The organism is Hyella patelloides LEGE 07179 (assembly GCF_900659865.1).
In the GTDB taxonomy this organism is placed as follows: Bacteria; Cyanobacteriota; Cyanobacteriia; order Cyanobacteriales; family Xenococcaceae; genus Hyella; species Hyella patelloides.
On record NZ_LR214056.1, the window covers coordinates 1 to 8,704 of the forward strand.

Here is an 8,704-nt window from a genome sequence, read left to right on the forward strand (position 1 = left end):
TAAATTAATTATGAGCCTTTTTGTTCTACTCCAAACCCTGCTAAAAGTATTGTTTCTAACGGTTGTCCTTCTGGGGGACGTTGATAGTTAAGAATTCTTCTGATACGTAAGTTAGGATTCGTCATTATAATCGAGTCCACAGAAACTACGCGAGTATAGTTAGTAGTCATTAGTAACTCTTTAGTCACATGATTGAAGCGAAAATTAGCAACAATAGGTCTGGCTTCTTCATAAGCAATATCTCGCAAATAATCTCCTTCTAAAAAATCGCCTGATTCTATAGTAGGGACGAACATTAAATTCAAATTGTTTTGTACTTCTTCTCCTTTATCATTAATAGTATAAAAGCCTAAATTAAAACCAGGAAAACTCTCTAAAGTACCGCTTTTTTTATACGTATTATCAGTTAAAATCTTAGTCTTTTGTTCGCTAGTTAAAGGCTTAATAGTAAAATCTGTGCGCGATCTCTCAATTTCTTGATAGTTCAAATAGTGATAAGTACGTTCAGACACCCACTCACCTACACAGTCGGTAAAAAATTGTTGAAAAACAGAGTCATTCATCAGTGATGATTTATTAGTTATCGGATATCAATAAATTACCATTCTTCTTCTGTTACAGGCTCTAATTCTTCTTCCCAGCTATCTTTCATCGGCTGTACAACTCTAGTAATCGCATCTTTAACAAAAGCTTTGACAAACTCATCTTTGCGAGTTAGTTGAAACTGCTGCTGTACCACCTCACTCATACCACCATCACCCCAATTGAGATCGCGTCTAAAATATTCGATAAAACTTTTACCTGCAATTCTGGTTAAATAGGCAGCAGAAACTCCTTGAATGGCTTTCCCGACAATATAGGTGGCAACATGGAACTGTAACGCCCTAGCGAGTAAGTCTACAGCACCTTTGACAATTCCCAGGCTAATGAAGGTTTTACCCAAAGAAATCGCTAATTCTTTGCCTTTTTCGCTATCTATTTCACAGCCATAGATTTTGCCAATTTCTACCACCATTTGAGCGTTAACGGCTGCGGTAGCTAACATATCAACTACAGGTAAGGGGGTAACAGCAATTACTCCAGCACCAATCCACTGATAGCGATCGATTATTTTTTCGGCTTCTCTGCGCCGTTGGTTGTCAATAATTTTCCGTGCATCCTCCCCTAAACGGTGGGATTGCAACAAGATATTGTCTGCAATTAAATCTTCTCCTTCCGCTCTTAAAACAGCGACTAATCTCTTAATCAGAGGAGTAATTTCGGGTTCTGGTTCAATGATTTCCCCTGTACGTAGCTCTACAGGTTGAGGACTGACAGCAACCGCAATAATATCTGCAGGAGATATTAAGTCTTTAACTCTAGTTTCTAATTGTTTGAGCAGGATTTCTCGATCTTCGGGGGTATAAAGATCGGTTTTATTTAAGACTAACAGCGATCGCTTTCCTAATTGTGCCAAATCATACAAAGGGTTATATTCTGATTGACGCAAATCGTTATCGACGACAAATAATAATAGATCGGCTTCTGTGGCTAAATGTCTAGCAATTGATTCCCTTTGTGTTCCTGCAATACCCGCTTCTAAAATACCAGGAGTATCGGTAATCAGAATCTCTCGCCCTACTCCTTTGAGTTTTAAGCTGTAAGTTTGTCCTTCGGTGGTTGTCCCCATAACAGCATTCACATCACCGACAATTTCCCCTAAAAGACTATTGATCAGAGAAGTTTTACCCGCCGAACCCGTACCAAAAACGACAATTCTCAGCTCGCCTCTAGCCAAATCTGCCTTAATTTCTTGAGATCTCTTTAAAAAGGCTTCTCTGGCAATTTTGTCTTGAATTTGCCCTACTTGTTGCCCAATAGCTTTTAAATTAGCTGCTGCTGCTTGGGTTTTACCTTCTGGAATATTCGCTCTAAAACCACGACGACGTTTTCTTTTACGAGAACTACCAGGAGTATAAAAGTTGAAATAGTAAACAAACCCACCAATTAATAACCCAATCAAAAGGATAAGTAATAATAGCAAGAAATTAGCTAAGAAAGGTGCGGTAAAAGAAATCTGAATATAAAGACGATAGAGAGACGCAACTAACCAGATAGAAAGTCCTAAAATAAGACTCAGACCTGTAAATAGTAGCACCAGGCGAAATAAAGACATTTTCTTTCAGTTATCAGTTCCGTCAAGGGGGATAATATCAGTTAAAAACCAATAACAAGCACGGCAATTAAGGCTCAGTATTGGTAACTATATTACGATAACGCATTTAACAATCGCGATCGTGCAACGCCTCACTTCGTGAGATCGCGCACGCGCATCGCCTTTGGCGAGATCGAGAAATCAAAGATAAAGCGATCTCAAATAACTAAATACCTACCCTTCTTGAAAATTGGTAGAGCTTTTAGGTGAAGAATCCTTCACCAATGATAAACGTTCAATAAAATGACTTCTTAATTAAGGCGGCGTTGCCTCATGGTGGTACGATTAAGCAAAATTTTACTTTTTCATTAATATTCAAGAGGCTTAAAGCTTAGAGCTTAGAGCTTTAAGCTACGAACAGTATTACTATCGGTTTCATACCTTAAATCAGCAACGCCAATTAAGGCTTAAGCAATACCCATAGCTAATAGCTTTACTACACTACTCTACAATTTCAAAAGAGTTTTTATATAATTGATAATTTTTAATTCCGAATAAACCAGAAAAAGTTCCCGTTCCACGATAAATGAATAATAAACCATTAGCCATCATATGTCTGCCTAGTAAAACAGCAGGAAACAATTTTAATAAACCAATCAGAATCAAAGCTCCTCCTTTAATTATTCTGATTCCTTGTACTTTAAAAGATGGCATCAATTCTTTTTCTAATAAACTGTAGGTTGACCAAGAACGGTATCCTCGCTTCAAAATCGACGATAAATTAGTCCTAGTAGGAGAAATCCATTCTTCCACCACTGCCTCATTTGCCCAAACTATTTTATAATTCATCGAATTAAGTCTGAAAAAAAGCTCGCTATCTTCTCCGCCAGTCAAGGCAAAACGATGATCGAATATACGATCTAATTTTCTCAAGATTTCTCCTTTAACTAAAACATTATTAGTAAAGGCAATGTGTCTCGATTCTCCTGTAGAAAAACTGGGATTTTCAAAAAATTTACCTCTAACAATCCAATTAGGTATATCTTTTGGAAGACGGGAGATTACATAACCAGTGACAATATCTGCACTGTATTTTTTTTGCACTAGTAAAAGTTCTTCTAACCAGTTAGGCATTGGGACTTCATCATCATCAATAATAGCAATAAAATTTGCTTTTGGTGATGCTAAAGATACAGATTTGTTTCTCGCGTAAGAAATACCCTGCTTCGGTTCTACGTCTGTTTTCAAAGTCCATCTAAAATCCTCTTTAATAGCAGCAGATACTTTTTTGGCAATTCCTTTTGTATTATTATCTACGACAATTACTTCAATTTCTGGGCAAGATATTCTGTTGAAAGTTAGTCGATTTAATCCTTTTAATAGACGATTCAATCCTTGAGGGCGATTATAGGTACTTATGCAAACAGATACTAGCATTAAGCTTTAGTTAATTCTCTTTATTATTTGGTCTAACTTTAATAGAAGTCATTGTATTTATGTTGCAATAACATTTCAATGAAATTTAGATAAAGTTTAGATGAAGTTTAGATAAAGCTGCCATAAATTGCCACAAACACTTAAATAATCTTTGATTAAACAGTAATTATCTTTTTTATGTAATCAATTATATTACATTTTTCTGCCCATTTTTATCACAGTCACATCATAACAATCAAAGGATTTATCTAAAAAATTCTATAACTTTCCCATGAAATATTGCTGTAAGTTGACAAAAAAAATATATGTGCTAACTAACTCCTTAATACGAGAAACATTATGTGAGACAAACTCTAATATTGTTAATAAAACCAGTAATATTCTTACTCTGAATACTTTCCTTTTATTTACTTATAAAATTAATTCTTGACATTCAATGCTATTTTCCAAAGATAATAGATTTTAGCGATTAAGTTCTCAATCTCAATAATCCAAATAATACAAGTCATGAACGATCGAGAAACTCTTCAAATTCCTGTTATTGTTAATCAAATCTTGTCAGAAACCTTAGCAGCCGGTTTTCAAATGGCATCCGAGCCACTAACAGGCTCTTTGCTAAGAACTTTAACCGCAAGCAAACCATCAGGCTATTTTTTAGAAATTGGTACTGGCACAGGAATCGGTACAGCCTGGTTACTTGATGGTATGGACAATCACTCGAAGCTCATAACTGTTGAAAACGATCGTCTTGTTGCAGCAATTGCCCAAAAGCACCTAGGACAAGACAGCCGAGTCAGTTTTTGCCTGGAAGACGCAGCCATTTTGATTAAACGTTTGCTCGAACAACAGCAAAGGTTCGATCTAATTTTTGCTGATACGTGGATCGGAAAATACACCCATCTTGAAGAGACATTGAGTTTGCTAAAACCAGGAAGTTTCTACGTCATTGATGATATGCTGCCACAAGCAAATTGGATGGAAGGTCATGAGTCTAATGTCAATTTGCTAATTGAAAATTTAGAGAATCGGCAGGATTTAATACTGACGGGAGGAAATGCTCTGGTCGCCAGAGCATTCTTGCGACAGTTCTCTGGGTCGGGAAACCCTTCTGCAAGACTGTCGCGCTATTCCACTCTCGTGTTGACTAAATTAAATTGGGCAAGCGGAATCGTTATAGCCACCAAGAAATAATACCATTTTACTAATGCGTGAGAAATGGTATCAGAACCGAGATAATTTTTGTTAAACAAATATTTAACAAGGGTTATTAACAACTAACAACCAAACACTAACCACTAATAATCAAAATTTACTTTCTAACCAGTTAATTACTTCTTTACCCAAGCTAACGTTATTTAAGCGATCTATTTCTCTAATTCCTGTGGGGCTGGTAACATTAACTTCTGTGAGATAACCACCAATTACATCTATCCCGACGAAATATAAACCATCTTGTTTTAACTTGGGTGCTAGAGCTTTGCAGATTTCTCTTTCACGATCTGTAATATCTACTGGGGCTACTCTGCCACCTACTGCCATATTGCCTCGAAAATCTTTACCTGTAGGGATGCGATTTAAGGCACCGATGGGTTTGCCTTCTACAAGGATAATTCTCTTATCCCCTTCTTGGGCTGCGGGTAAATATTCTTGTACCATTACAGGTTCGCTTCCTTGTTTCGTGCTAATCTCAATTAAAGAGTTAAAATTGCGATCGCCATCTTGCAAAAATAAAATACCTTCCCCTGCTTTGCCTCCCAATGGTTTTAATACCGCAGTTTTTTGTTCGGCGACAAATTTTTCGATTACAACTTTATCCTGACTAACTATAGTGGTAGGAATTACAGAGGTAAACTGCAAAGCATAGACTTTTTCATTCGCATTTCGCAATCCCGCAGGAGAATTAATTACCAGGGTTTTTTCAGAATCGATCGAATCCAGAATGTAAGTAGCATAAAGATAAGGTGTATTAACAGGAGGATCGACACGCATCCACACTGCATCCATTTCTTCCAAGCAAGCAAAAATCGCCTCTCCTATCTGATACCAATCTGGTGCTGCTTCCCATAACCCATTAACTAACTGTACTGGTTTAAGAGTTACAGGTTGCAAATTCGCCCAAGCTTTTCCTTCAATGATGGTTAATTGATTAGCTTGGGTAATCCATACTTGATGTCCCATAATTTGCGCTGCTTCCATTAAAGCAACACTGGTATCATGTCCAGGATCGAGTAGGGCAATCGGATCTATGATAAATGCTAACTTCATGAGTGGTACTTGATTGGTAGTCTATGTTCATAAAACACGAAACATTGATATCGGGTAAGGTTTGAAAGTCGCCTCTCTCACCTCGCCGAAGAACGGTACGTGACAGTTTCCTATCATACCGCTCAAGCCATATTTCCAGCCGCGAGAGAAAGCCTGTCCAACTTTGTCATAGTTTATTGCACCCCTGAACTGGGATCTGATGTGTTCTTGTTTGTGACAAGCACTTTGTAATTGGTACAAATTCTCAGCCTTGTCTGAGCCACCATCTTTCACAAGAACTATGTGATGGGTTTCAATATCCTCTTCGGTAAAAACTTTCCCAGTCTCTCCATCAGTCATCACAAATCAATCAAGCGTGCAATAGCTTATCCAATTTTCCTTGATATTCTAAAGCATGAATGTCGTCACAGCCTCCTACGTGCTGCTCGTCGATAAAAATTTGAGGTAGGCTTCTTTTACCATTAGCTCTTTCCGCCATCTCTTCTCTGGCTACATTATCTCCATCAATACAATATTCTTGATAATCAATTCCTTTTTTATCTAGTAAAGCTTTAGCACGGATACAAAAAGGACAAGAAGACCAAGTATAAATCTCTACGTTAGCTGCCATAAATCTAGAAATATTAAGTATTATTACTTTATATCTTAAACTCACAGCGATACTTTGGGAATTACTTTAAAAGGTTTTTTGGCAATAAATGTGTTTTCGGCATCAAAATAGACTAAGATAACGAGATACATCCTTTGGTGATCTTAAACTTGCAAGCTTATAGGAATAAAGCCATACAGTATGGTCTTTTGGAAAAAGTTGTTTACTGCTAATACTGAGAATGTGGCTACTTCAGAAGCTACCGAATTCAATGGTGAAGTGTTGAAACTTAACGGTAGTGCCACTACTGCTGAGACAGAAATTGTTTTCAGCACTGATCGTGATATCGATCTGTATGAATTAGAGGAACTATGCGATCTTGTTGGTTGGGCGCGTCGTCCTTTACGCAAGGTAAAAAAAGCAATTCAGCACAGTTTCCTAGTTGTTTCTATGTGGGAAATAAAGGGCAAAAGAAGGCGTTTAATTGGTTTTGCTCGTGCTACTTCCGATCATGCTTTTAATGCTACTATTTGGGATGTAGTAGTCGATCCTCGCTATCAAAACAGAGGATTGGGTAAGGCAATGATGAAATACACGATTCAAAAGCTGAGAAGTGCCGATATTAGCAATATTACTCTGTTTGCCGATCCTCAAGTGGTAGATTTTTATCGTAGATTAGGTTTTATGGTGGATCCTGAAGGGATTAAAGGGATGTTTTGGTATCCAGACTAGAAGAAAGAATGAGGGATCGGAATGAAGGAAGTAATGGGTAATCGGTAAGAAATCACAAAAGGGTTAGGATGGCATTAAAAGATGAAAAATCTCAAAAAAATTTTCAAGCATAACTTTACCACAACGGCAAACTCGAACTTTAAATTGCCAAGACATAAGTGGCAACGGTTTCAATGTTATGGAGCATACCGGACTTGAACCGGTGACATCTTGCATGCCATGCAAGCACTCTACCAACTGAGTTAATGCCCCTTATGTACCTTCAAATCTTACACAACAAATCCTAGCTCAGTCAAGTAGATCTAAATCTTAAGTCAGAGAAATTACCATAAATGCTAGAATTATAATAAACACTTTATATTGTAGTATTAAACTACTACTAAACTTCCCAGGGTACGTAGCTCAGTTGGATAGAGCAACAGATTCCGGTTCTGTAGGTCGGGGGTTCAAATCCCTCCGTACTCGTATAGTTATATCCTATAAAGGGAGGGAATTTTAACCCAACCTACACTACCAAAATCGGTTGCTTATACTCAAAAATTACTCACTTACCTATTATTCCCATATAGTCAAAAGGATAAAAAAGAGTAATTTTGACACTCCGCGCTTTAAAAAAACGCGGATTCTTGATTCATCGGCTGCCAACTAGGTCAAACAGTGTTAACTGTACAACATCACTGGTAGCAATGAAACTAGAAATTCCCGCATCAATACCTAAAGATGTAATTCCAGGCATGATATCAGGAATATTTTCTTGACTTACAAAGATTATTTGAATAAAGTATCCTACTGCTTTTTTAATTACTCTTAGTTGTCTAGGATACCAACTAATTCTTTCAACTTAAACCAAGCAGAACGACGTTTCCAGACTTTATTGGTTTCCATTGCTGCTACTAGCTGTTGAACTTGGGATAGTCGTGCTTGAAGTTGAGTAATTTGTTGTTGTTCGCTTAAATGTTGAGTAAGCCTTTTTACTTCAAAAAATTGGTCTTTATCTTTATTGTTTAAAATACAATATAAAATCCCGTTTCTCGATCGCTAAAAAGGCGATTTACAATGACATCTTCAAAGTTTTTAGCGTAAGAAATAAACATATATTATTGGTTAGTTGTTAGTTGTTAGTTGTTAGTTGTTAGTTGTTAGTTGTTAGTTGTTAGTTGTTAGTTGTTAGTTGCTTGTTCTTGATTATTTGAAATTAAACTAAATAATTAACGTTAAATGAGCGATGATAAATGATCTAGGCGTTTTTTGTAAATTTTTCCAATTGCTTTTAAAGAGTAATCAGTCAAGATCTTTTGTTTACCTTGTTTGGCAATTTTTTTGGTCTTAGTTTCATCCGCAATCATGTTTCTCATTAACCAGGCTGCATGATTGATATCTGGTTCAGCCCAGGTTTGATTTTGCCAGAAAGGATATTGATTTTTTTTTACAGGAATTAATTGATAATTTACAGGGAATCCTGTGCCTTGATTAATAAAGTCTTTTGTCCCTGAATAATCAGTAGCAATTACAGGTTTCTCGAGTAACATTGCTTCGGCGGGAGTGTA

At 36.9% G+C, this 8,704-nt stretch carries 9 protein-coding genes and 2 tRNA genes; 3 read left to right on the forward strand and 8 right to left on the reverse strand.

Features of this window, described 5'->3' with window-relative positions; genetic code table 11:
* Nucleotides 1–8 precede the first annotated feature (8 nt).
* The 3 genes from H1P_RS28175 to H1P_RS28185 form a co-directional block, all read right to left on the reverse strand.
* Nucleotides 9–563: a phycobiliprotein lyase gene (locus tag H1P_RS28175; protein WP_144873987.1), complete on the reverse strand. Its 555-nt coding sequence runs from the start codon at nucleotides 561–563 to the stop codon at nucleotides 9–11.
* A 35-nt stretch (nucleotides 564–598) separates the two neighbouring features.
* The gene (locus H1P_RS28180; RefSeq protein ID WP_144873989.1) at nucleotides 599–2,155 is read right to left on the reverse strand and encodes a YcjF family protein; all 1,557 of its coding nucleotides are present in this window, start codon (nucleotides 2,153–2,155) and stop codon (nucleotides 599–601) included.
* 480 nt (nucleotides 2,156–2,635) lie between these two features.
* Nucleotides 2,636–3,571 (reverse strand): glycosyltransferase family 2 protein, encoded by a 936-nt coding sequence (locus H1P_RS28185; RefSeq protein ID WP_144873991.1) that lies wholly within the window; start codon nucleotides 3,569–3,571, stop codon nucleotides 2,636–2,638.
* 507 nt (nucleotides 3,572–4,078) lie between these two features.
* Here H1P_RS28185 and H1P_RS28190 point away from each other — a divergent pair.
* Entirely contained in the window at nucleotides 4,079–4,762 is a 684-nt protein-coding gene (locus H1P_RS28190) for an O-methyltransferase (protein ID WP_144873993.1), read from the forward strand.
* 111 nt (nucleotides 4,763–4,873) lie between these two features.
* Here the strand turns inward: H1P_RS28190 and gshB are convergent, their stop codons facing one another.
* The 3 genes from gshB to grxC are packed head-to-tail and all read right to left on the reverse strand — an operon-like array spanning nucleotide 4,874 to nucleotide 6,446.
* Nucleotides 4,874–5,836, reverse strand: coding sequence for a glutathione synthase (gene gshB, locus H1P_RS28195; RefSeq protein ID WP_144873996.1), 963 nt, complete (start codon nucleotides 5,834–5,836; stop codon nucleotides 4,874–4,876).
* A gap of 27 nt (nucleotides 5,837–5,863) precedes the next feature.
* A complete protein-coding gene (locus H1P_RS28200; RefSeq protein ID WP_144873998.1) occupies nucleotides 5,864–6,175 on the reverse strand; it encodes an HNH endonuclease signature motif containing protein in 312 nt (103 codons plus the stop codon).
* 10 nt (nucleotides 6,176–6,185) lie between these two features.
* Nucleotides 6,186–6,446, reverse strand: a complete 261-nt coding sequence (grxC, locus tag H1P_RS28205) for a glutaredoxin 3 (RefSeq protein WP_144874000.1) — start codon at nucleotides 6,444–6,446, stop codon at nucleotides 6,186–6,188.
* Between the two features lie 180 nt (nucleotides 6,447–6,626).
* On the opposite strand from grxC, the gene H1P_RS28210 reads away from it, so the two are divergent.
* Nucleotides 6,627–7,157, forward strand: coding sequence for a GNAT family N-acetyltransferase (locus tag H1P_RS28210; RefSeq protein ID WP_144874002.1), 531 nt, complete (start codon nucleotides 6,627–6,629; stop codon nucleotides 7,155–7,157).
* 179 nt (nucleotides 7,158–7,336) lie between these two features.
* Here the strand turns inward: H1P_RS28210 and H1P_RS28215 are convergent.
* A tRNA-Ala gene (locus tag H1P_RS28215) sits at nucleotides 7,337–7,409 on the reverse strand.
* Nucleotides 7,410–7,548: 139 nt separating this feature from the next.
* Here H1P_RS28215 and H1P_RS28220 point away from each other — a divergent pair.
* Nucleotides 7,549–7,622: transfer RNA gene (locus H1P_RS28220), tRNA-Arg, on the forward strand.
* Nucleotides 7,623–8,371: 749 nt separating this feature from the next.
* Here H1P_RS28220 and H1P_RS28225 read toward each other — a convergent pair.
* Nucleotides 8,372–8,704, reverse strand: a 333-nt coding sequence (locus H1P_RS28225; protein WP_425461557.1) for a glycosyltransferase, incomplete at its 5' end; no start/stop codon positions are given.

Bases quoted from the DNA above. Each gene is read 5' to 3' on its own strand.
- H1P_RS28175 (WP_144873987.1), bottom strand. From the start codon at position 563: ATGAATGACTCTGTTTTTCAACAATTTTTTACCGACTGTGTAGGTGAG.
- H1P_RS28180 (WP_144873989.1), bottom strand. From the start codon at position 2,155: ATGTCTTTATTTCGCCTGGTGCTACTATTTACAGGTCTGAGTCTTATT.
- H1P_RS28185 (WP_144873991.1), bottom strand. From the start codon at position 3,571: ATGCTAGTATCTGTTTGCATAAGTACCTATAATCGCCCTCAAGGATTG.
- H1P_RS28190 (WP_144873993.1), top strand. From the start codon at position 4,079: ATGAACGATCGAGAAACTCTTCAAATTCCTGTTATTGTTAATCAAATC.
- gshB (WP_144873996.1), bottom strand. From the start codon at position 5,836: ATGAAGTTAGCATTTATCATAGATCCGATTGCCCTACTCGATCCTGGA.
- H1P_RS28200 (WP_144873998.1), bottom strand. From the start codon at position 6,175: ATGACTGATGGAGAGACTGGGAAAGTTTTTACCGAAGAGGATATTGAA.
- grxC (WP_144874000.1), bottom strand. From the start codon at position 6,446: ATGGCAGCTAACGTAGAGATTTATACTTGGTCTTCTTGTCCTTTTTGT.
- H1P_RS28210 (WP_144874002.1), top strand. From the start codon at position 6,627: ATGGTCTTTTGGAAAAAGTTGTTTACTGCTAATACTGAGAATGTGGCT.